Raw genomic sequence first — 16,711 nt, forward strand, 5'->3', positions numbered from 1 at the left:
GGTAATCATGACTCTAAGTATCAAGCAGCTAGCCCAGCTCCGCGACAAAGGCATCGTCGTACTGATCGAGCGGACAAATGGCAACGTTAAATGCATGACCAGCGCCGGAGTTCGCTACTACACGGCAAGCGACCTAGTGCAGATGGCGAAGCCTGGGTTTATGGATCGCCTCACCGCGCTTATGGGGGTGCGTCATGCGGCTAACTAAATACGACCAGCCTCAGCGCTCGAAAAAGCAGTGGTACGCAATCGCTGAAAAGAACGGCATTAGCAAAGGCCTGTTCTTCAACCGGCTCAAGCAGGGCTGGACTGAGCGCGACGCGGCCACTGTCGAGAAGCGCGACTACAAGATCACGAAACCGGTACCCAAGAGCAAGATTACCAAACTGGCTGAAAAGAGCGGGCTTCCCTACGGCACGGTCTATGGGCGCCTCAAGCGGGGATGGAGCATTAAAGACACCGTGACGCTACCGCCTAACAACAAGGGCCAGCGAGCGGCTAAGGCTAAGCGGGAGGTGGAGCATGGGTAACGCCGCAGAACAGCACGCAGGCAGCTGGATGGTGACGTGTCTTGTCTCTGGCTATGTCTGGGAGGTATTTGACCGCGAGGATGCGCGCAAGGCCGAAGAGGTCGCGCTGGTTGAAACCGCTCAGGACTACTTGGCGCGGATCAATGAGGAGGCTCGGCATGGGTAAGCCAGCCACCAAGCCGTTCGTATCGCGGGCAAGCACCTTGCAAGAGGCGTTTGCCGCTATCGCCAAGCTGCCCCGGGTGCTAACCGATGCCATTCAGCTATGGGGCGACATAGAGATCATCGTCCAAAAGCGCCCGGTGAAGCGCAGCGTCGACCAAAACAAACTCCAACGTAAATGGCTGCTAGAGGCTGAGGCTCAAGGCGACCAGACGGCGGAAGAGTATCGCGGATTCTGCAAGCTGCACTTCGCGGTGCCGATGCTGCGCTGGGAGCTGCCCGAGTTCAAAGAGAAGTATGACCGCATCGTTAAGCCGCTGCCGTATGAATCCAAGCTGGAGTTGATGCAGGAGCCGCTCGACTTCCCGTGCACGCGACTAATGACCAAAGACCAAAAGACGCGCTACCTCGACGCCATTTACCAACATTTCACCAGCCAGGGCATGCGCCTCACTGATCCAGGGCTGAAAGGCATTAACGCTAGCGATTACCGGGAGTGCGCGTGATGAGTGACGTTATCTATTTCCTAGGCGGGCTTGCCTTCGCCCTGCTTTGCGGGCTAGCAGGGATTGTTATCGCTTGGCTGCTGTTTGGGCGCACACAGAAAGCGCGGGGTGACTCCGATGCTTAAACGGAAAACTCCCCTCAAGGCCAAGGCGCCCATGGCCCGCAAGCCCATCAAACAGCGGCGCCGCAAAGCGCAGTCAGCAAAGCAGAAAGACGTGCGATGGAGAAGTGAGCAATACCTGGCGTTCGTTCGCTCGCTGCCATGTTCAGTATGCGGCGCAACGGAAGGCGTAGCGGCTCACCACATCACAGGCATGTACCAGCTTAGCGGTATGGGCTTAAAACCCGCTGACAGCTTCGCTATGCCCGCTTGCGACCCGATCTATAAGCACAACCGCGACTGCCACCAGCAGATACATGCGAACAAGGCGCTACGCGATATGCAGCCGACATTCCTGCGCACCACGTTACGCGCTGGCTTAAAGCAATTCACTGGCGAGACTGCCGAGGCACTTATGCACGCACTGGCGTTTTTGGAGGCACAACAACAATGAGCGGAATGAAATTCGACACCGAGAAGCCGCGCTTTGACTTGCTGCTGGCTGATATGCCGCTAGCACTGGAAGCGGTCGTCAACGTCCTGACCTATGGAGCAGCCAAGTATGCGGACGGCAATTGGGCACACGTTGAGAACGCACAGCGTCGTTATCTAGCCGCTGGCATCCGTCACGAACTAGCCCTAGCCAAAGGCGAGCGCTGCGACCCAGAAACCGGCGAGCACCATCTCGCGCACAAGCTATGCAGCGACCTATTCCGGCTAGAGCTAGCACTACGGGAGGGCGTGCTATGAGCATCTGGATTATCCCCGCTTTGCTAGGCATTGGCGCTGTGGTGCTAATCGCTTTCACGGCATTCATTTTCAAAGGCCTAGATGACCAGGGCGCGCCGATGGAGCGTGACGAATGATCATGATCAGCAGCAAGGCCGGGCAGCGGCTGGCTAAGGCTAAGCATGAGCTGATCCAGGCCAGCGAAACACGCGATCAGACATGGCTTGATGCACTAGATAAGTTCGATGAAGCGGCAACCCTGTTAGCTGAAGAGATCATGGCGGACGGCCACCACTTGGCGGAGGACTACACCTAATGCGCCTATTCATCGAATACCTAGGCCCAAGCACCAACGCTATATACGCCGGGCTCCACTGGGCCAAACGCAAGAAGGCGAAAGATGACGCCGCGGTAGCAGTTAAGGCCGCTATCAACAAAGCGAATATTGGAGCGCCCATAGCCGACCGCGTTGACCTTGTATTCACGCCGCAGCTAGGCAAAGGGATGCGCAAGCGGGACACCAGCAACAACAGCATGACGGCCAAGCTGATTGAGGACGCGCTGGTTAAGTGCGGCCTGCTGATCGATGACACCGATGAATACGTGCGCAACGTGACCAACACGCCTGCCCTGATTGATCGCAAGGCTGGCACTGGCGTGTGGGTCGAGATCATTCCTGTGGAGGTGGCAGCGTGAAGCATAAGCCGAGAATGAGAAACGTAGGCAAGTTGTTATGGGAATGCCGCGGCGGTGGGGTTGTGGCAGTAGGACTCGGTATCCGACAGGCATATGAAGAGTGGTGTCGTATTTCGCGCGAGCCGTTGCGCTCTCGACTGGATCGCTCCATGGCGATTGCAGATAAGGGCAGCCCCTCATCCAAAAAACCGATTGTCGAGCTGCTGTTTGACGTAATTGCAGAGGCTGAGTCTCAAAACCAAGCCATCGATTTCATAGAGCTCAGCAAAGATGAGTGGAAAGAACTAAGGGCCACGTCGGGTTTGGCATATAGCAACTCACTGGGCTGCATGAACATGAGAAGAGCTACGTTCTCAGGCGTCACCTTGAAGCTGAAGCAGGGCGCTGAGTGATAGAGCGCCCAACCCAGTGGCCTGATGGCCGCAAGCTAGGCGGTGAGAACGGCTACCCACCTGAGTGGCACGCCTGGGCGCGGCAGTGTGAGGTGAAGTTCATCGCACGGCAGATGCTCAAGGTGCCACAAGCACAGCGCAAAGCAGTACACGCTCAATGGGTAAAGAAGCTCCCGCACGCAACACCGCAACGGATAAAAGACGTTTGGAATGAAGTAGTTGAAGAAGAACGCGCAACGCGGCAGGGCAACAAAACGCAACAGTTGCGCAATAACGCAACGAAAACGCAACAGCAGCGCAACGGCAGGGGGTAGTGATGCGGTATATCTCAGCGAGGCAGTGTATTTTTGACGCGTATCACGAGCAGCGGGGCAGTGTGATGGCGTATGCAGCAGAGATAGCGCGGATGGGGGCCCAGGTGCAGACGACTCAGCGCAATAACAACGATTGGCGCATCGTCAGCGGATTGGAAGCGGGCATGGTGATCAGCGCCGTTGAGCGTTTGCCGCAGCACCTGCAGGCTTTAGCGCGCTACTGCTTCGGCCCATTTACTCGTGATGAACTAGCAGAGGATCGGGAGTGGCTGCACGCTGTTTTGATGCAGGTCGCTTTAAGGATGCGTTTACCAGGGCAGGGGCAGAGTGACTACCCGAACGCCGAGGCGGCACGGCAACTGCGCTGGATAGTGTCGGCAGCAATTCATCACCACGCCGAAACCACGTACCCGTATAACCGGCCAGGGCTGCATAATCCTCGGCGCATTGCGGCATGGATTGAAGAAGAGCATGGCGAGGAGGTAGACGTTGGACGCTGGTCACGATCAGGCCGCGCTTGCTGGGGCGGCGTGTGGGAGCGGTTGCTAGACGTGCTGGATACATGGGAATGCTCAGCGCTTGCGCCGGTGGCCGCGCTGATTCCAAAAGCGGCTTAAGGAAAGGGCGTAGGTGTTTTTGTTGAAGCCGAAGAAGCCGCTTTGAGGGCTAAAGAAGTCAGGCTGAAAGCTGGATTTACGGATAGACACGGAATGCCGAAAACTTGACTTGCGGGCACCGCTGAGCGATTATTTCCCCACTATCTAATTCTACGCCTCGCCATTGTGCGGGGCGTTTCTGTTTAAGGCCCTGCCAGTTCTGGTGGGGCTTTTCCGTCTTCCCCCGCCGTGAGGCGCCGGAGCCTAACTCTATGCCCGCCTCCCTGAAGCAACGCTTAATCGCGGCTGTCATTGACCGCGAAGGCGGCTATGTGAATCACAGCTCAGACCGTGGCGGCCCAACCAATCACGGCATTACCCGTGCAGTTGCTCGCGAGAACGGCTTCCACGGCGATATGCGCAAGCTGCCCAAGTCGCTGGCCGTGAAGATCTACGAAGCACGCTACTGGACGAGCATTCGACTCGACCGCATCGCGCCGATCAGCGCCACGCTTGCCGAGTACCTGTTCGACTTCGGTGTTCACTCTGGGCCAGGTCGATCAGCCCAAGAGCTGCAGCGCACGCTCAATGTTCTCAATAGCCGCGGCAAGCTGTTTCCTGACATGAGGGTAGACGGTGCCGTCGGCCCCGCAACGCTGAGCGCGCTTGCTGATTACCGTAAGCATAGGGGCGGGGCAGGCGTGCATGTGCTGGCTGAGTCGATCAACGGTGTACGCATCGCCTTCTGTCGTGGTCTGGCTGAGCGAGATGAGCGGCAGGAAGATTTTGCATACGGCTGGTTTCATCGTGTTGTGAATCTGCGCAACGAAGTCGAGAGCGACCACGGTGAGCGACTAGCCCTTTCCCTTTACTCAGAGATAGAGACGGGGATGGCCTGATGATAGCGTCGCTTTCTAGTCTACTGGCTATTGCCCACATCCCTATCGGTGTTTACATCGTCTACCGCTGCATATCGGCGCTGCGCACGACTCATGACAGCCAGTCACGATTCGCCATTGAATGCGTGCTCGGTATCGCTGCAGCGGTGATTGCGCTACGCCTAACGGATTACACTATTCCGCTGGAGGGAGAGGCCCGATACGTCACCTGGCGCGCCATGGTTTCGCTCACAATGCTGTCGTTTCTCCCTCTCATTAACGCTCTGGCGAGGTCAGATCGGCGAAAAGAAGATTGAGGTGAGCCATGCCAGACCCGCTGCTCATGGCATGGCTTGCCTTTCGGGGGTTTATTGCAGAGCCATCTATTAGCGCTGCCATTGCCGCAATGATTATGGCGGGCCTAAAGATATTCGGCTCGCCACCCCCTCGTCCGCCCCGTAAATGGCTTGAAGTTCCCATGGTTGGTCTTGCCTCATATGGCATGGTGCCGATCTCCATCACACTCGGCGCCGACCCCTCATGGGCGGCAGGTATAGGCGCAGGTATTGGCTACGTCGGCATGGTGAAGCTAGAAACGCGCCTAGATAAACTACTAGGCGTGAAAGGCGATAAAAAATGACAGGCAGCGATTACAAGGCCGCGACGGCGAGCGCTCGTAAGTACCGACGAATGTATCGCAGTCTCTTATGGTCATTCTTGCTGGCGACTGTGTTTGCGGTAGTACAGACGTTTGATAAAGCAGCGATCCGTGAGGACTACGCAAGCACTGTCACCGCTCACCGAGCAGCGGTCTACGGTCTGACTTACGCATTAAGCGAAGAGCAAGCCAAGGCAGGCGGCTTCGAGGCGGAAGCGAACAGTAACGAACAGCAGCTTGGCAACGAGCAGGGTTACACCAGCAATCTAAGGCGCCGCATATCGTCGCTGGAGCAAGAGATTCAACAGTGCCGAGCAACGCAGCAGGAGTGCCGAGCAACGCAGCAGATGATGGCAGACCCTAGCTGGACGGGTAGTGCCGCGATCATACCGGAGAGTGAGTGATGAAAAGACTTCAGCTAGCCGATGATGCCCCCATTTGGTATCTGCTCTGGTCCAACCAGGCCACCTTGCTATCGGCTATCACGATGATGCAGGGCCTACTGCCATTCTGGGACGGGATCGTTCCTGATCGCTGGTTCATGTTGGCCGGTGCAGTCATCTCCAGTGCTGCCTTCATCCTGCGCAACATCGAGCAGCCTAAGGCGAAAGCCAAACTGGAACAAAAGCGGAGGCCGACCAATGTTTAGCACGATATGGAGCAAGGTCGCGGGCGCCCTGGTCATGATCGTTGGCTTACTGGGTGCTGCTCTGCTGTTCGTTGGTGGCCAGCGTGACCGGGCAAAGGAAGCCGCTAGCCGTGCGAAGGCAGAGGCCAAGAGTAAAACAGCCGTCCTTGAAGCAGAGCGTTCAATCGAACGAGCGCGCACGCAAGCGCGCACGCAATCAGCGGAGAAGCAACGTGAAGCCGATAACCGCCCTGATGGTAAGCGGCCTTCTGGCACTTTCCGTCGCTAGCTGCACGACCACCGAGTTCATCCACGTCACGCCTGAATGCACGCCACCGCCTCAGCCCGCGCTGCCCGAGCTAAGCAAAGGTGAACTATGGGATGCGTTAGGCGACGAGCGGTACCGAGCGTTGGAGCGTTACATCAATGGCGTATGGGCGTTTTCTGATGAGCAAGGCGCAATGCTACAAACCCTTTGTACCAACTCGCTGTGAAGCGACACGCCACGCTGTGAAGCGTTGCACCGGCCATGCCGTGAGGCAGCGCCAACCTCGCCGCACGCTGTGAAGCGTCCGGCCCCTATTTAGGTGAAGCGTTATGGATGTCGAAGCCATCAACCTGCGCAAGCGTTTGGCGCTGCTGGACACAGGCCAAACGGTCGAGATTGACACGCTCATGGATGATGAAGGCGACGAGTGTGGCTGCGAAGGTGCCTGCGCATTTGTCCTTGAGTTACCCGATGGAACTTGGTTCGCCGACAGCGTTGATAGCTACGCAACCGCAACGATTCACTAAAGCATGGAGACGCTGCCAGCAATGGCGGCGTTTTTTTATGGCGAAACGACACGACTGGGAGCTGATCGAGCGGGAATATCGCACCGGTCGTTTTTCGCTCACGCAGCTGGAGAAGCGCCACGGCGTTCACCGCTCCAACATCTCCCGACGGGCTAAAAAAGATAACTGGGAAAAGGATCTAACTGGCCGGGTACGTGAGCGCACGCAGCAGAAAATCACCAAGGCGTCGCTGTCTCCGGAAGCCCAAGCTGCTTTCGACAATGACGATGATCAGATCGTTGAGCATGCGGCGAATGAGAACGCTGCCGTCGTTAAGGGCCATCGTAAGAACCTGGAGCGCTGGCGGAGTATCGCTGAGCGCTTTGCCGAGCTGCTGGAAAACCAACTAGCAGAAGGCAAGATCAAAGTGGAGCTGCCCACCGGGGGCTCAACAGAGATTGATATTCCCCTGGAGTACGTCGGCAAGTGCATGGGTCACGGCACCCAGGCCTTAGACCGCGTTATCAAGCTAGAGCGCCAGAACTATGGTCTCGATGCCAACGATAAAGACGAAGGCGTGAAGACGTTCGAAGAGCTAATGAGCGAGGTGGCTCCTGATGATCCTGCCGCCGAGTGAGCGGGCGCGTCAGGTCAAGCGCGCTAATGCTTACTTGCGGGCACATGCTAAAGGCAGGTTGACCGACAAAGCCGACCTTATAGAAGCGCTAAGCCTGAAATGGTTCCGTCTCAACTCGCTTTACAAGATCAAGGATAAGTCCGGCAAGAAGGTTCGGTTCAAGCCTAACAAGGCACAGCGGGAGCGCTATCTGTACGGCCATTGCCTAGACCTGATTTTGAAAGCTCGCCAGCTAGGCTTTACTACGTTCGAGATGATCGACGCGCTGGATGACTGTCTGTTCAAGGACAACTTCGCCGCGGGCTGTATCTGTCACAAGCTGGAAGATGCCCAGGACATATTCAGAAACAAGATCACCTTCGCTTACGAGAACATCGACGACGCCTGGCACGCGCTGCTGAAAATGCTGGGCACCAAGATACCCAGGCCTGTCAGCGACAAATCAGGCTCCGGCGCTTACGTCTTCGATAACGGCTCAAGTATCAAGGTCTCCACCTCTTATCGTGGTGGCACACTGCAGCGCTTGCACGTATCCGAGTTTGGCAAGATATGCCGCCAGTTCCCGCATAAGGCTAAGGAGATCGTTACCGGTGCCTTTGAAGCGGTGGGCATCGGCAATCAGATAACGCTTGAATCCACGGCTGAGGGGCGAGAAGGCTACTTCTTCGACTACTCGCAGACAGCGCAACAGCTCAAGGAAATGGGCCGCACGCTGACAGAAATGGACTTCCAGTTCCACTTCTTCCCCTGGTGGCAAGAGCCGACGTACACCATGTCGCCTAAAGGTGTGGTGATACCGCAGCGGCTAAACGAATACTTTGAGCAGCTAGAGCATAAGCACGGCATCCAGACGACTGACGGCCAGCGCGCTTGGTACGCCAAAAAGGCTGAAAAGCTGCAAGACGACATGCAGCGGGAATACCCCAGCACACCAGAGGAAGCGTTCAGTCAGTCAGTAGAAGGCGCGTACTTCGCTACACAAATGCAGCACCTGCGCAAGAATAAGCGGCTTACCAGTGAGGTGCAGGTTAATCCAAGCCTGCCGGTTTATACCGGCTGGGACTTGGGCATGAACGACACCATGGCGATTTGGTTTGCCCAGGTCGTTGGGCGTGAAGTGCATCTTGTCGACTATCTGGAAGGCGAGGGCGAAGGCATCGAGTACTACGCCGACCTACTGAATAAGAAGGGCTATCGCTACGGCGGACACTTCGGGCCGCACGATCTAGCCGTTAGAGAGCTGGGCACTGGCCTGAGTCGTTCCGATGTGGCTAAAGGCTTCGGCATCAACTTTGAAACGGTACCGCGCATTAGTAACCACGCCGAGGGCGTGCAGGCCACGCGCCAGTTCCTGCCGATGTGCTGGATAGACGAGGAGGCCTGCCATCAAGGCGTTCTTTGCCTCGACAACTATCGAAAGGAATGGGACGACAAGCGCGGCGTGTACAAGTCGACGCCTCGCCACGATTGGGCATCACACGGCGCCAAGGCGCTGGAAACCCTTGCTCGCTCATCACTATTTGCTAGGGCTCAGCTACCCGGCACGTCGTCCAGTACGAGCAAGCGCGGTAGCTGGGCAGCTCACACTTAACCATCGCCGGGAGGCAGACGGTCATGATTCATTCCGCACCGGATAGCACGCAACAGCAGAGGGCCAACACGGCAGTGCTACGCCTGGCAGGCCTGCAGAGCCGCGACATTGAAAAGCTCGCCCGCGATTCGGCGATGGGGATTGCGCAAGAGCTGATGAAGTACGGCATCCCGATTCCAACGAAGCGTTTCCGTCCGGACGTTGGGTACGTTCAAATCGATATGGTCATTATCGAGGAGAAGGTTTCAACGCCCGAGCCAGGCATGCGCCTACAATTTGAAGTGGAAGGCAATATGGGCGTGACGTTTAACGTCAAGCTGCTGGAGTTCCTTGACGATCCTGCTGGCTACATCACCGACCTGTTCAAGCAGCTCGGCCCGATGCGCCGCAACGTGCAGCGGATGCGTACCCACAAGCGCGCTGCTGATGCCGCTATCTACCGCGCGATAACGCAGGGTGCTGCTAATGGCTAGTTTGGGGCTACTGCAATACAAATCAGCGTCGGATATGCACGCCGAGCAAGCTGCCGAGGCACAGCAAATGCAGGCCGAGGAGGAGCGCCGCCGCCAGCTAATGGAATCGTCGCTGGGTGCGCACATTCGCCGGTCGTGGGAATCTGCCAAGGTGGCTAAGCAGGAAGTCGAATACCGCCTGCTGGATTGCCTGCGTCGCCGCAAGGGCGAATATTCCCCCGATAAACTGTCGGCGATTCGCAAGGAAGGCGGCGCCGAGATTTACATGATGCTGACGGCCACCAAGTGCCGCGCGGCGGGCTCATGGATACGCGACATCATGATGCCTGCGAATGAGCAGCCGTGGGGGCTACAGCCGACGCCAGTGGCTGATGTGCCCGATGAGTACGTTGCCCCTGTATTCCAGCAGATGCAGCAGCAAGCTATGCAGGCTCAGCAGGAAGGCCAGCAAGTTGATATGGCTGCGCTTATCGAACAGGCCCGTGAGCAAGTGCGGCAAATGGCGCAAGAGAAAGCCGAGGAGGCTGCAGAGCGCCACGAAGACACCATTGCCGACCAGCTAGCCGAAGGCGGTTGGAGTGAAGCATTTGAGCAATTCGTGGATGACTTTGTCACTTATCCCGCTGCGTTTGTGCGCGCACCCATCCTGCGTCGCGTGCCTACGCTGGAATGGCTGGAAGGCTGGCAGCCGGTCAAGAGTACAGCCATACGGCCCGAGTTTGAGCGTGTATCGCCGTTTGATATGTATCCCAGCCCTGATGCCACTAGCGTGGATGACGGCGCCTTCATCATCGAGCGGGCACGATTTACGCGTATGCAGCTTAACCAGCTGATCGGCGTGCCGTCGTTCAATGAAGAATCTATCCGTCGTGTTCTGGAGCAATATGGCCAAGGCGGCTTACGCGACTGGCTATGGACAGATGGCGAACGCGCCGAGCTAGAAGGGCGCGGCCATGAATGGCTTACCCACGGCGAAACCATTGACGGGCTTATCTACTCCGGCGGTGCTCAAGGCGTCACGCTGCTGCAGTGGGGTGTAAACCCTGACGATATTGAAGACCCACTGGCAGAGTATGAGATCGAGGCCATCTTGATTGGTCAGCACGTTATCCGCGTTCGCATTAACCGCGACCCGCTAGAGCGTCGCCCGTATCACAAAGCCAGCTACCAGCCGGTGCCAGGCAGTTTCTGGGGCCAAGCTATCCCCGAGCTGATGGCTGATGTTCAAGACGTGTGCAACGCCACGGCACGCAGCTTGGTGAACAACCTCGCTATTTCCTCCGGGCCGCAAGTGGAAGTGTACGAGGATCGCCTGCAACCTCAGGAAGACCCGACCAACATCTACCCCTGGAAAATCTGGCGTACTAAAGACAGCCAGGTGACCGGTAATAACGCCGCTGTTCGCTTCTACCAGCCCAGCAGCAACGCAGGCGAACTGCTTACGGTCTACGAGCAGTTTGAGCGCCGTGCCGATGACGCCACCAATATTCCCCGCTACACCTACGGCAATGAGAACGTAGGTGGTGCCGGACAGACCGCCAGCGGCCTCTCAATGCTGATGGAGTCAGCCAACAAGGGTATCAAAGATGCGATTCGCCATATTGACCGGGGTGTTATGCGTCGCGTGATCGAGGCGCTATGGCTCTACAACATGCAGTACAGCGAAGACCCCAGCATCAAGGGTGATTGCAACGTTGCCGCGCGCGGCAGCTCTGCCATGCTGATACGCGAACAGACGCACATGCTGCGTCAGCAGTTCCTGCAAATGACCGCCAATGAGATAGATATGGGTATCGTTGGCATGGAAGGCCGCCGCAAGCTGCTAGAAAGCACGGCTGAGAAGCTAGACATGCCAGGGCTGATACCAACCCAAGAGCAGATGGAGCATAACCTGGGCGAGCAGCAGCAGGCCCAGCAAGCGCAATTAGAAGCCCAGCAACAGATCGAGCAGGCGAAGGTGCAGGCCGAGGTGGCGGTTAAGCAAGCCCAAGCACAGAAGTACGGCGCCGACGCGGCTGAAACCCAAGCTGATACCCAGATAGCGCAGCAAATGGCGCCGCTGGATGCGCAGCACCTGCTTGCCCAGATCGCCAAGCTCATCGCGGAGACTCAAGGACGCCAGAATGAACGAGCAGCAGTGGAAAGCCCTGTCGCGAATCAACAGCAGCCAGGACGGCAAACTCCTGCTGGAAATGCTCAAGTCCCAGCGCGAGGATTGTCGCAACCACCTGGAGCAATGCCGCGATAGCACAGAGTTAGCGCGTAAGCAGGGCGAGGCCACTGCACTAGCGGGCCTTATCGAAAAGTTAGAAACCGCGCGTGATGTTATCGACACGCGCTTTAAGTAGCCGGGCACTGCCCGGCCTCACAAGCAAGCCGCTTCCATCGAGGCGGCTTTTTTGTGGGCAACGCTCAACACTGCAGGTTGAACCCGTTACCCGAATCGTGAACCCCGGCACTTGCCGGCTCACAGACACGCCGAGAGGCGTCATAGGAGTTGAAATGTCATTACCCCAGTCCGTTCAGGCACAAGCTGCCGCCGCCGCACAGCACTTTGACCGCGAGCCAGAGAATCCCGACGCCGACAAAGCGAAGGCTCCTGAGCGCGAGCAAAACCCGCCACGCGACGCTGAGAAGCCGGACACTGACAAGCCCGATACGCAATCCGCTGAGCCGCCGAAAGACGAGCCAAAAGCCGAACCCACAACAGAGGCAAAAGATGCCCTGTACTGGGAACACCGCTTTAACGTCATTCGCGGCAAGTACGACACCGAAGTGCCGGCACTGCGTAAAGAGAACGAACAGCTAAAGCAGCAGCTAGCCGATGCCAGTAAAGCACCCGACGCGCCTAAGCAGTCGCTGCCAGGTGTAAGCGATGAAGAGCTAGCTAGCTATAAGGAAGAGTATGGCGACGACCTTGTATCGCTAATGATGCGGTTAAGCGGCTCCCAGCAGCAACAGCCCAATACAGAGATCGCGCAACGCCTTGAGCGTCTTGAGTCTGAGAAGCAAGAGGATGCAGAAGCGCGTTTCTGGATCGGGTTAGAGCAAGCAGTGCCTAAATACCGCGAGATCAATAGCGAGCCAGGGTTCATGCAATTCCTTAGCACGTTCAATCCACAAACGGGTAAGCAGTACCAACAGGCACTCAGTCAGGCGCAACAGAGCCTAGACGCCAAAGGGGTGGCCGACGTTTTCAAACTCTATCTGAATCAGGCAGCGCAGAATCAGCCGCAAAAGCGCGCGGTACCCGATGAGCAAGTGGAGCCTCGCACCACGAAAGCAACGCAAACGCCGAATTCTCAAGGCGGCAAGTTGTGGACGGGTGCCGAGATTTCCCAGTTCTATCGCGACAAGACCGCTGGCCGCTATGCCGCCGATGAAGCGCAACGCCTGGAAGCCGACATATTCGCCGCCCAACGTGAAGGCCGGGTTCGTTAACCCGGCTGGCGGTTCCGATTCCTCGCCGTGAGGCGATAAGAGGTTATTCCAATGGCAGGTCCAACACGTGATGCAGGGCATCCCGACTACTCCAGCACGTCCAGCGCAGGGTTTATCCCGCAGGTCTGGTCTGGAAAGATGGTTTGAGAATTCTGGCCATCGTATCAATTGGGTCTAAATAACGGGGAACCGAAAGGCAACCCGATGCAAGCGCAAATAATTAACCAAGGTCCGGAAGGAATAAGGGTTGATATATGAATGAGAAATACCTGGCAGGATTCATTGACGCAGACGGCCACCTCAGTGTCCGAGCGAGAAAAGGCGCCCGGCCTGATCTTGAGCTATCCGTCGCGCAGCGTGCCGAATACCGTCACATACTGGAATACGCTCAAAAGCAATTTGGGGGCGTCATTCGCGAGAAGTTTGACGGCAAGCACTTAGAGTTGCAGATGCGTTCCGGCCCTGCCAGAAAGGCAATGGAGAGGCTAAAAAAGTACATGGTGTTGAAGCGACACCATGCCGAGCAAATGATTGATCTGATCGATAGTGCCGACATTCTTAGAACTGACGAGGATGTTAGGGCGGTAAGAAACAGGGTGAAGGCCATACGCCAGCAAGGCGTAGGCGTATTGCCCAACTTCCCTGCGAGGAAGTGGCTAGCCGGTTATGCAGATGGAGACGGTAGCTTTGCCGTCAAAGTTTGCAGTAAAACTGGGTACGCTTATCCAAAACTATCCATTATGGCTGCGCCGAACTACACCGCAGGCATTCAGCTGATCAAGAAATGCTTCGGCGGAAGGATTGGCCGTCAAGGCGATAACTTCATGTACTCCATCGAGCTTTCTCAGCCCAGTAAGGCGACAGAGTTTCTTGGCTATTTCGCCAAGCATCTACACGTCAAGAAAGGGCAAGCCTATTTTCTTTTGGGGTGTGCCAAGGGTGGGAACTTCAGAGACGGAGAGACCATCCGCGAGGCAATCAAAGCCCTAAATGCGCAGCAGCACAGACTGAGTGACCCAACATCGCATGCGTCAAGGCTGATCGACACAATCAGCTTTGACATTGAAAAACGCCCCACCAACTGGATAGGGCGTGGCGCGATGAAGCGACAGTCGAACCTACACGCTATGTAGGCCGCGAAAAACTTTACCAGCGAACCTGCTTCGCTGAAATTTCCAACACGGATTATGAGGGGGAGATTAAAAGCCAAGGCGACACGGTGATGATCCGCACCACGCCGTCCATCACCATCCGCGATTATGAGCTGGGCGGCGGTCTCAACTATGAGAAGCCTACTAGCGACAAGGTCGAGCTACACATCGATAAGGCGAAGTACTTTGCCTTTGAAGTGAACGACGTTGATGAGTACCAGGCGGACATCAAGTTGATGGACAACTGGTCTGATGACGCTGGCCAGCAGATGAAGATCGCCATCGACAAGGTGATTCTCGGTGACGTGTTTGCCGACGCGGCCGCAGAGAACGCAGGCGCTGCCGCTGGTCGTGAGTCTGGCGGGTACAACATGGGCGAGGCTGGTGCGCCGGTGTCTGTGGACAAAACCAGCATCCTCGATGTGCTGGTGGACTGTGGTTCGGTACTGGATGAGCAGAACGTGCCCGATGACGGTCGCTGGATTGTGTTGCCCGCCTGGATGAACGGCATGCTCAAAAAGTCCGACCTGCGTGACGCGAGCGCGATGGGTGACAACACCTCGGTATTCCGTAACGGCAAGGTCGGCATGCTCGACCGCTTCGACGTGTATATCAGCAACAACATGTCGAAAGTCACCGACGACACCACCACACGGCAGGCTACCAACGCGATTTTTGGTCACAAGAAGGCGCTCACCTTTGCGTCGCAGATGACCAAGATGGAGAACCTGCCTAACCCGCAGGACTTCGGTCAGTTGGTGCGCGGCCTCAACGTCTTTGGCTATGAGGTCATTGACCCCAACGCCATGGGCCACTTGTACGTCGAGCGCGCCGCCTAAGCGCTCCACATCGCCACCTTTCGGGGTGGCGTTTTACTTTCCGCGAGGAAACACGCATGACCAAGACACTGATTGAGCAGATTGAAGAGGCGGCGACCAAGGATGATTTTGATCCTATCGCCACACAGCTAAACGTCGAGATCAATAAGCGCCAAGGCGTTGAGACGATCCGCGCCGAGCTGCTGGAAGCTGCTGAGACGCTGGCAGAGCAAGGCGTCACGACCTCGGGCGAGCTAGACCCCGGCGAGGGTCAGACCGAGGCAGTCGAGCCAGATGAAAAGCCTAAGTATCAGGGGCGCATTCTCAAGCATCTGAAAAACGGGCGCACATTCCCGTGGACGGCTGCACTGGCAAAAAACCGTTACATGCAGGAGGTGTAAGCAATGGCCGTCACAACTGTAGGCACCGTCATCCGCAATACCAAACTGGTACTGCAGGAAGTGACGGCCGCCGGTACCCGCTGGACAAACGAAGAGCTGATCGGCTGGCTAAACGAGAGCTACCAAGCCATCGTTCAGATTAAACCCGACGCCTCTTCAATCAACGCAGCGGTGCCACTTGTATCAGGAACCCGGCAAGAGATACCTGACGATGGTCTTCGCCTGATCGATGTAGTCCGTAATACGGCAGACCTCAGCGACAAATTAGGTATCTTGGTGACCAGTCGCCGAGCACTGGATACCACGCGCCGCAGCTGGCACGCCGACGAGCCTAGCGTGGACATTGAGCAGTACGTGTTCGATGATCAAGACCCGACGCGCTTCTATGTGTACCCGCCGGCGGATGACGGCGCAGAAGTCGAGTTGATCTATTCCTCAACACCGACACCGCACGATGTATCGTTGGGGCTGGACGGCTTGAAAGAAGACCCGATTCGTCTTAACGACAGCTATGCGCCAGTGATTACCGATTACATCCTGTATCGCGCTTACAGCAAGGACGCTGAACACGCGGCCAACCTTAACCGCGCCCAAATGCACATGCAGGCGTATATGGGCGCACTAGGGCAGAAGGTGGAAGTCGCGCGCGCCATCTCGCCTAATGCGCCGGATAACTCATCCAATCCGCCACGGACGCGGCAGTAATGGATTTGCTGCAAACGGTGGTGCAGGACGTGCCCGAAGCGCCGCTAATGACCGTTCGCGACGCTATCAAATGGGCAGAGTTCCGGCTGTGCCAGGACGGCAATGCGTGGATTGTTCATGCGCCAACCACTAGCGAGGGGGCCATTACGGCCCCTGTTAGTGCTACGTGCGTGCGAGCGCTAACCGTGTACCGCAATGGCAGAGCAATGACGCCAGGCGTGGACTATGAGCAGCTATCACCAGATGCGGTTGTTATTCATCGCCAAAGCGATACCGATACGTTCACGGCGCGCGTTGCGGTTAAGCCAGCACCAGACAGCGCGTTGCCCAACGAGCTACGCGACCAGCATTTTGAAACGCTGCGCCACGGCGCGACGCATCGCCTGCTTCTCTTGCCTCAGCCATGGCGCAACGTCGAGCAAGCCGCTTACCACGAAACGCACTTCACTGCAGGCATTAACGACGCCTACCGCTTGTCAGTGTACGGGCAGCAACAGGGCGCGCGCGTTCAACCACGTCGATTTAGCTAG

30 protein-coding genes are annotated in these 16,711 nt (G+C 56.9%); all 30 read left to right on the plus strand.

Features of this window, described 5'->3' with window-relative positions; genetic code table 11:
* Positions 1-7 precede the first annotated feature (7 nt).
* The 30 genes from ACQE2I_RS07260 to ACQE2I_RS07405 all read left to right on the plus strand — a co-directional run bounded on the left by ACQE2I_RS07260 (position 8) and on the right by ACQE2I_RS07405 (position 16,711).
* Positions 8-208 (plus strand): hypothetical protein, encoded by a 201-nt coding sequence (locus ACQE2I_RS07260; protein WP_427030867.1) that lies wholly within the window; start codon positions 8-10, stop codon positions 206-208.
* Positions 195-530, plus strand: coding sequence for a hypothetical protein (locus ACQE2I_RS07265; RefSeq protein WP_427030869.1), 336 nt, complete (start codon positions 195-197; stop codon positions 528-530). The genes ACQE2I_RS07260 and ACQE2I_RS07265 overlap by 14 nt, the downstream gene beginning before the upstream one ends.
* The gene (locus ACQE2I_RS07270) at positions 523-696 is read left to right on the plus strand and encodes a hypothetical protein (RefSeq protein ID WP_427030871.1); all 174 of its coding nucleotides are present in this window, start codon (positions 523-525) and stop codon (positions 694-696) included. The genes ACQE2I_RS07265 and ACQE2I_RS07270 overlap by 8 nt, the downstream gene beginning before the upstream one ends.
* On the plus strand, positions 689-1,198 hold the full coding sequence (locus ACQE2I_RS07275) for a hypothetical protein (protein WP_427030872.1): 510 nt from the start codon (positions 689-691) through the stop codon (positions 1,196-1,198). Before ACQE2I_RS07270 ends, ACQE2I_RS07275 begins: the two co-directional genes overlap by 8 nt.
* Positions 1,198-1,323, plus strand: a complete 126-nt coding sequence (locus ACQE2I_RS07280; RefSeq protein WP_427030874.1) for a hypothetical protein — start codon at positions 1,198-1,200, stop codon at positions 1,321-1,323. Before ACQE2I_RS07275 ends, ACQE2I_RS07280 begins: the two co-directional genes overlap by 1 nt.
* Positions 1,316-1,753, plus strand: a complete 438-nt coding sequence (locus ACQE2I_RS07285) for a DUF968 domain-containing protein (protein WP_427030875.1) — start codon at positions 1,316-1,318, stop codon at positions 1,751-1,753. Before ACQE2I_RS07280 ends, ACQE2I_RS07285 begins: the two co-directional genes overlap by 8 nt.
* Positions 1,750-2,049 carry a dATP/dGTP diphosphohydrolase domain-containing protein gene (locus tag ACQE2I_RS07290; RefSeq protein WP_427030876.1) on the plus strand — a complete coding sequence of 100 codons (300 nt, stop codon included), beginning with the start codon at positions 1,750-1,752 and terminating at the stop codon, positions 2,047-2,049. The genes ACQE2I_RS07285 and ACQE2I_RS07290 overlap by 4 nt, the downstream gene beginning before the upstream one ends.
* Positions 2,050-2,161: 112 nt before the next feature.
* Positions 2,162-2,344, plus strand: coding sequence for a hypothetical protein (locus ACQE2I_RS07295; protein WP_427030877.1), 183 nt, complete (start codon positions 2,162-2,164; stop codon positions 2,342-2,344).
* Positions 2,344-2,724: a hypothetical protein gene (locus tag ACQE2I_RS07300; RefSeq protein WP_427030879.1), complete on the plus strand. Its 381-nt coding sequence runs from the start codon at positions 2,344-2,346 to the stop codon at positions 2,722-2,724. Before ACQE2I_RS07295 ends, ACQE2I_RS07300 begins: the two co-directional genes overlap by 1 nt.
* A 62-nt stretch (positions 2,725-2,786) precedes the next feature.
* Positions 2,787-3,116 carry a hypothetical protein gene (locus ACQE2I_RS07305; RefSeq protein ID WP_427030881.1) on the plus strand — a complete coding sequence of 110 codons (330 nt, stop codon included), beginning with the start codon at positions 2,787-2,789 and terminating at the stop codon, positions 3,114-3,116.
* Entirely contained in the window at positions 3,113-3,430 is a 318-nt protein-coding gene (locus ACQE2I_RS07310; RefSeq protein ID WP_427030883.1) for a hypothetical protein, read from the plus strand. Before ACQE2I_RS07305 ends, ACQE2I_RS07310 begins: the two co-directional genes overlap by 4 nt.
* 2 nt (positions 3,431-3,432) lie before the next feature.
* Entirely contained in the window at positions 3,433-4,047 is a 615-nt protein-coding gene (locus ACQE2I_RS07315) for a hypothetical protein (RefSeq protein WP_427030884.1), read from the plus strand.
* Between the two features lie 251 nt (positions 4,048-4,298).
* Positions 4,299-4,925, plus strand: coding sequence for a glycoside hydrolase family 108 protein (locus ACQE2I_RS07320; protein ID WP_427030886.1), 627 nt, complete (start codon positions 4,299-4,301; stop codon positions 4,923-4,925).
* Positions 4,925-5,221 carry a hypothetical protein gene (locus ACQE2I_RS07325; RefSeq protein WP_427030888.1) on the plus strand — a complete coding sequence of 99 codons (297 nt, stop codon included), beginning with the start codon at positions 4,925-4,927 and terminating at the stop codon, positions 5,219-5,221. Before ACQE2I_RS07320 ends, ACQE2I_RS07325 begins: the two co-directional genes overlap by 1 nt.
* An 8-nt stretch (positions 5,222-5,229) precedes the next feature.
* Positions 5,230-5,544: a hypothetical protein gene (locus ACQE2I_RS07330; RefSeq protein WP_427030889.1), complete on the plus strand. Its 315-nt coding sequence runs from the start codon at positions 5,230-5,232 to the stop codon at positions 5,542-5,544.
* Positions 5,541-5,966 carry a hypothetical protein gene (locus tag ACQE2I_RS07335; RefSeq protein ID WP_427030890.1) on the plus strand — a complete coding sequence of 142 codons (426 nt, stop codon included), beginning with the start codon at positions 5,541-5,543 and terminating at the stop codon, positions 5,964-5,966. Before ACQE2I_RS07330 ends, ACQE2I_RS07335 begins: the two co-directional genes overlap by 4 nt.
* Positions 5,966-6,211, plus strand: a complete 246-nt coding sequence (locus ACQE2I_RS07340; protein WP_427030891.1) for a hypothetical protein — start codon at positions 5,966-5,968, stop codon at positions 6,209-6,211. The genes ACQE2I_RS07335 and ACQE2I_RS07340 overlap by 1 nt, the downstream gene beginning before the upstream one ends.
* Positions 6,204-6,479: a hypothetical protein gene (locus ACQE2I_RS07345; RefSeq protein WP_427030892.1), complete on the plus strand. Its 276-nt coding sequence runs from the start codon at positions 6,204-6,206 to the stop codon at positions 6,477-6,479. The genes ACQE2I_RS07340 and ACQE2I_RS07345 overlap by 8 nt, the downstream gene beginning before the upstream one ends.
* Positions 6,445-6,684, plus strand: coding sequence for a hypothetical protein (locus tag ACQE2I_RS07350; RefSeq protein WP_427030893.1), 240 nt, complete (start codon positions 6,445-6,447; stop codon positions 6,682-6,684). Before ACQE2I_RS07345 ends, ACQE2I_RS07350 begins: the two co-directional genes overlap by 35 nt.
* A gap of 103 nt (positions 6,685-6,787) precedes the next feature.
* The gene (locus ACQE2I_RS07355) at positions 6,788-6,985 is read left to right on the plus strand and encodes a hypothetical protein (RefSeq protein WP_427030895.1); all 198 of its coding nucleotides are present in this window, start codon (positions 6,788-6,790) and stop codon (positions 6,983-6,985) included.
* Positions 6,986-7,022: 37 nt separating this feature from the next.
* On the plus strand, positions 7,023-7,601 hold the full coding sequence (locus ACQE2I_RS07360; protein ID WP_427030896.1) for a hypothetical protein: 579 nt from the start codon (positions 7,023-7,025) through the stop codon (positions 7,599-7,601).
* The gene (locus tag ACQE2I_RS07365) at positions 7,582-9,192 is read left to right on the plus strand and encodes a terminase (RefSeq protein WP_427030898.1); all 1,611 of its coding nucleotides are present in this window, start codon (positions 7,582-7,584) and stop codon (positions 9,190-9,192) included. The genes ACQE2I_RS07360 and ACQE2I_RS07365 overlap by 20 nt, the downstream gene beginning before the upstream one ends.
* A 23-nt stretch (positions 9,193-9,215) precedes the next feature.
* Complete coding sequence (locus ACQE2I_RS07370; protein ID WP_427030900.1) at positions 9,216-9,665, plus strand: hypothetical protein; 450 nt, start codon at positions 9,216-9,218, stop codon at positions 9,663-9,665.
* Positions 9,658-11,913: a portal protein gene (locus ACQE2I_RS07375; RefSeq protein ID WP_427030901.1), complete on the plus strand. Its 2,256-nt coding sequence runs from the start codon at positions 9,658-9,660 to the stop codon at positions 11,911-11,913. Before ACQE2I_RS07370 ends, ACQE2I_RS07375 begins: the two co-directional genes overlap by 8 nt.
* Positions 11,914-12,167: 254 nt before the next feature.
* Complete coding sequence (locus ACQE2I_RS07380; RefSeq protein WP_427030902.1) at positions 12,168-13,106, plus strand: hypothetical protein; 939 nt, start codon at positions 12,168-12,170, stop codon at positions 13,104-13,106.
* Positions 13,107-13,360: 254 nt separating this feature from the next.
* On the plus strand, positions 13,361-14,239 hold the full coding sequence (locus ACQE2I_RS07385; protein ID WP_427030904.1) for an LAGLIDADG family homing endonuclease: 879 nt from the start codon (positions 13,361-13,363) through the stop codon (positions 14,237-14,239).
* An 89-nt stretch (positions 14,240-14,328) separates the two neighbouring features.
* Positions 14,329-15,096, plus strand: coding sequence for a hypothetical protein (locus tag ACQE2I_RS07390; RefSeq protein WP_427030906.1), 768 nt, complete (start codon positions 14,329-14,331; stop codon positions 15,094-15,096).
* Positions 15,097-15,152: 56 nt separating this feature from the next.
* Positions 15,153-15,476: a hypothetical protein gene (locus ACQE2I_RS07395; protein WP_427030907.1), complete on the plus strand. Its 324-nt coding sequence runs from the start codon at positions 15,153-15,155 to the stop codon at positions 15,474-15,476.
* A gap of 3 nt (positions 15,477-15,479) precedes the next feature.
* Positions 15,480-16,181, plus strand: coding sequence for a DUF6682 family protein (locus tag ACQE2I_RS07400; RefSeq protein ID WP_427030908.1), 702 nt, complete (start codon positions 15,480-15,482; stop codon positions 16,179-16,181).
* Positions 16,181-16,711: a hypothetical protein gene (locus ACQE2I_RS07405; protein ID WP_427030910.1), complete on the plus strand. Its 531-nt coding sequence runs from the start codon at positions 16,181-16,183 to the stop codon at positions 16,709-16,711. Before ACQE2I_RS07400 ends, ACQE2I_RS07405 begins: the two co-directional genes overlap by 1 nt.

Origin of the sequence: Halomonas sp. H2, from assembly GCF_050215315.1 — a bacterium.
Classification (GTDB): domain Bacteria; phylum Pseudomonadota; class Gammaproteobacteria; order Pseudomonadales; family Halomonadaceae; genus Vreelandella.

Coding starts and splice junctions, on each gene's coding strand:
- ACQE2I_RS07260 (WP_427030867.1), top strand. CDS start 8: ATGACTCTAAGTATCAAGCAGCTAGCCCAGCTCCGCGACAAAGGCATC.
- ACQE2I_RS07265 (WP_427030869.1), top strand. CDS start 195: ATGCGGCTAACTAAATACGACCAGCCTCAGCGCTCGAAAAAGCAGTGG.
- ACQE2I_RS07270 (WP_427030871.1), top strand. CDS start 523: ATGGGTAACGCCGCAGAACAGCACGCAGGCAGCTGGATGGTGACGTGT.
- ACQE2I_RS07275 (WP_427030872.1), top strand. CDS start 689: ATGGGTAAGCCAGCCACCAAGCCGTTCGTATCGCGGGCAAGCACCTTG.
- ACQE2I_RS07280 (WP_427030874.1), top strand. CDS start 1,198: ATGAGTGACGTTATCTATTTCCTAGGCGGGCTTGCCTTCGCCCTGCTT.
- ACQE2I_RS07285 (WP_427030875.1), top strand. CDS start 1,316: ATGCTTAAACGGAAAACTCCCCTCAAGGCCAAGGCGCCCATGGCCCGC.
- ACQE2I_RS07290 (WP_427030876.1), top strand. CDS start 1,750: ATGAGCGGAATGAAATTCGACACCGAGAAGCCGCGCTTTGACTTGCTG.
- ACQE2I_RS07295 (WP_427030877.1), top strand. CDS start 2,162: ATGATCATGATCAGCAGCAAGGCCGGGCAGCGGCTGGCTAAGGCTAAG.
- ACQE2I_RS07300 (WP_427030879.1), top strand. CDS start 2,344: ATGCGCCTATTCATCGAATACCTAGGCCCAAGCACCAACGCTATATAC.
- ACQE2I_RS07315 (WP_427030884.1), top strand. CDS start 3,433: ATGCGGTATATCTCAGCGAGGCAGTGTATTTTTGACGCGTATCACGAG.
- ACQE2I_RS07320 (WP_427030886.1), top strand. CDS start 4,299: ATGCCCGCCTCCCTGAAGCAACGCTTAATCGCGGCTGTCATTGACCGC.
- ACQE2I_RS07325 (WP_427030888.1), top strand. CDS start 4,925: ATGATAGCGTCGCTTTCTAGTCTACTGGCTATTGCCCACATCCCTATC.
- ACQE2I_RS07330 (WP_427030889.1), top strand. CDS start 5,230: ATGCCAGACCCGCTGCTCATGGCATGGCTTGCCTTTCGGGGGTTTATT.
- ACQE2I_RS07335 (WP_427030890.1), top strand. CDS start 5,541: ATGACAGGCAGCGATTACAAGGCCGCGACGGCGAGCGCTCGTAAGTAC.
- ACQE2I_RS07340 (WP_427030891.1), top strand. CDS start 5,966: ATGAAAAGACTTCAGCTAGCCGATGATGCCCCCATTTGGTATCTGCTC.
- ACQE2I_RS07345 (WP_427030892.1), top strand. CDS start 6,204: ATGTTTAGCACGATATGGAGCAAGGTCGCGGGCGCCCTGGTCATGATC.
- ACQE2I_RS07350 (WP_427030893.1), top strand. CDS start 6,445: ATGGTAAGCGGCCTTCTGGCACTTTCCGTCGCTAGCTGCACGACCACC.
- ACQE2I_RS07355 (WP_427030895.1), top strand. CDS start 6,788: ATGGATGTCGAAGCCATCAACCTGCGCAAGCGTTTGGCGCTGCTGGAC.
- ACQE2I_RS07360 (WP_427030896.1), top strand. CDS start 7,023: ATGGCGAAACGACACGACTGGGAGCTGATCGAGCGGGAATATCGCACC.
- ACQE2I_RS07365 (WP_427030898.1), top strand. CDS start 7,582: ATGATCCTGCCGCCGAGTGAGCGGGCGCGTCAGGTCAAGCGCGCTAAT.
- ACQE2I_RS07370 (WP_427030900.1), top strand. CDS start 9,216: ATGATTCATTCCGCACCGGATAGCACGCAACAGCAGAGGGCCAACACG.
- ACQE2I_RS07375 (WP_427030901.1), top strand. CDS start 9,658: ATGGCTAGTTTGGGGCTACTGCAATACAAATCAGCGTCGGATATGCAC.
- ACQE2I_RS07380 (WP_427030902.1), top strand. CDS start 12,168: ATGTCATTACCCCAGTCCGTTCAGGCACAAGCTGCCGCCGCCGCACAG.
- ACQE2I_RS07385 (WP_427030904.1), top strand. CDS start 13,361: ATGAATGAGAAATACCTGGCAGGATTCATTGACGCAGACGGCCACCTC.
- ACQE2I_RS07390 (WP_427030906.1), top strand. CDS start 14,329: ATGATCCGCACCACGCCGTCCATCACCATCCGCGATTATGAGCTGGGC.
- ACQE2I_RS07395 (WP_427030907.1), top strand. CDS start 15,153: ATGACCAAGACACTGATTGAGCAGATTGAAGAGGCGGCGACCAAGGAT.
- ACQE2I_RS07400 (WP_427030908.1), top strand. CDS start 15,480: ATGGCCGTCACAACTGTAGGCACCGTCATCCGCAATACCAAACTGGTA.
- ACQE2I_RS07405 (WP_427030910.1), top strand. CDS start 16,181: ATGGATTTGCTGCAAACGGTGGTGCAGGACGTGCCCGAAGCGCCGCTA.